Below are 2,241 nucleotides of genomic sequence, written 5' to 3'. Positions count from 1 at the left end.
GTCTCGGACATGCGTCGATAACATGCGCCCGTGGCCCGGGTACTCGGCGAGCAGCACCAGCGACGCATCGGCAAGATCCATTGGGAGACTGGACATGGGTCCAGCTCCGATCGGTGAGGCGGTGCCTGAGAGGGCGTTCGTGCCGTTGCCACGCTATTCCAGGCACTTGCGGGTTAGACAGATGGCGCGTGCGTGATGCTGGCAGAGGAACGCGCTGCTTCGGAGGGTGGGGTCCCTATCCCCCAGATGGGACCCAGCAGAACCAACCCACCCCCATCTGCGCTCCACCCACCCAGCCTGGATGCGCGCGAACGGAGACGAGAATCCGCCAAGCGCAGCCGCCATCATCCGCTTGAGACCGGGCACAGCCCCGGCTCCAGAATGACGACGGCAGCGCTCAGTCAAACAGCCCCGCCACGGGCCGGCAGGCTCGGGCGGGGCTGAGCGGCGCCTTAGGCCGCATCCTCCGGCTCGCTGGTCAGCAGCGGGCGATGCACCGCCGGCGGCTCATCGGGCGATGGCCCTTGCGTGAACCCCGGCTCCGCCTCCGCATCCAGCAGCGTGCGCCATGCGTCGATCTGCTCCGGGTCCGCCTGCCACTGGACACCGAAGCCGCGCTGGGAGGTACCGCCGCGGGTGTGGGGGATGATCTCCATCCCCTGATGCCCCAAGCGCTTGCTGAGCTTGGCCTTGCTGCTCGGCATGCCGCCCACCAGCAGCTCGAAGACCGCGAACAGGTGCTCGTGCGAGACCACCTGCTTGTCGCCGGCCGCCGCTGCCGTCAGGGCTTCGTCCAGGAAGTCCCGGTACGCGCCGCGCGGGTAGACCTGGCGGCCATCGAACGGCGTCGTGCGCGGCATGGCGTCGGCACCGAGCGGGCGTTGCGCGACGAAGTACGCCAAGTCGCCATGGCGGAAGGCATGGGCAACCTCTTCGATGGCGGTCCGCGTGATCGCCTGCAACAGCCGCTTGGCCGGTGTGTCCAGCGCGGTGCCGGCCAAGCTGCGGTCCGCCTGGCGCGAGCGCAGGTAGTCCGCGAAGGCAGGCAATTCCTTCGCGATACGCTGCGCCAGCTCGGCACCGTCCTCACCGGGCGCCAGCAGCTTGGCCTCCTGCCGCGGACAGACGGTGCAGCGCCGGTCGTTGGCCTCGATGCGCATCGAGTTGGGCTGGTTGGACGCCAGGATCAGGTTCAAGTGGTTGTCCAGGTTGCGCAGGTCCTGCCGCATGGCGCGCAGCTCGATGCGCGGCTCGGTGATACAGGGCGCTGAGGCTGACCCGGCGGCCCTCGGCCTTGCGGAGACCTTCGGAAAGCCGTTGACTGCTTCAGATTGCGCGCTGGCATCGACGTTGCGCGGCGTCTATGATCTTCGAGCCCCCCAACTGGAAGAGGCCAGATCCATGACGACCATGCTGGGCGAAACGCTCTCCTCCGTCGCCAGTGTGGAGACCTTGACGGCATTGCAAGAAATCGCCCAGCGCGATGGGCGCGACTTGGAAGCTGTCGTCGATGAGGCCCTGCGCGCCTATGTCCAGCGGCGGATGGAGCAGCCACGCCGACAGGTTCTGGGCGCGCTGGCGGAAAGCGTGCGAGAGTTTGACGACCTCTATCGCGCGCTGGCGAAGTGAGGTGGCCGCGCGTGACTACCTGACTGTTGCCGATGTGTTTCTGCGTATCAACGGTTGGCGCTTGTGCAGGTCTTCGACACGAGTGTATGGCGAGATGATTCAGATGTTCGAGGCCGGAAGCTTCGATATGGCACACCTGGAGCCCTGGCTGCGTGACTTCGCAATGGACAAACAGCAATCCTGAAACGCCTAAGAGGCTGTTTGGAAACTAAGATATTGATTTTCAATACACCATCCCCACGCTCCTAGGCAAGAACTCGTTCACTCGCCAGTTCATTGGGGTATTCAATGAATTCAGAGCAGCATCCAACGCGCAAGGGCTACGACAGCGACGTCACCGATGCGGAATAGAATATCATCGGCCCACTCCTTGCGGAGATTCAGGCCGCTCCCAAGGGTCGCCCACTTGAACATGATCTCCGTGCCGTGGTCAATGGCATTTTCTACGTCAAGGGGGAATATAGGGGACGTACCACGAATCGCTCGTGTACGGTCAAGCGCAGTTGGCCAGAATGTCAGGTGCGAGGCAAAGGGCCAGGTCTTGTATTTTGCATCTGGCCTGCATGGTTTTCGCCACTGCAGGAACGGTGAATTGCGGGGACAATGCGGGCT

The 2,241-nt window shown here is 64.1% G+C and carries 3 protein-coding genes; 1 reads left to right on the top strand and 2 read right to left on the bottom strand.

Annotated elements, in window-relative coordinates:
- Positions 1-452: 452 nt before the first annotated feature.
- Complete coding sequence (locus tag QZ607_RS25720) at positions 453-1,229, bottom strand: hypothetical protein (RefSeq protein ID WP_295889118.1); 777 nt, start codon at positions 1,227-1,229, stop codon at positions 453-455.
- On the opposite strand from QZ607_RS25720, the gene QZ607_RS25715 reads away from it, so the two are divergent.
- Entirely contained in the window at positions 1,228-1,629 is a 402-nt protein-coding gene (locus QZ607_RS25715; RefSeq protein WP_295889115.1) for a hypothetical protein, read from the top strand. The two genes, QZ607_RS25720 and QZ607_RS25715, sit on opposite strands and share 2 nt — an antisense overlap.
- 294 nt (positions 1,630-1,923) lie before the next feature.
- Here QZ607_RS25715 and QZ607_RS25710 read toward each other — a convergent pair.
- Positions 1,924-2,241, bottom strand: a 318-nt coding sequence (locus QZ607_RS25710) for a hypothetical protein (RefSeq protein ID WP_295889113.1), incomplete at its 5' end; no start/stop codon positions are given.

This window comes from uncultured Thiohalocapsa sp. (genome assembly GCF_913063425.1).
Taxonomy (GTDB): Bacteria; Pseudomonadota; Gammaproteobacteria; order Chromatiales; family Chromatiaceae; genus Thiohalocapsa.
This window is presented reverse-complemented; position numbering and strand designations above follow the sequence as displayed.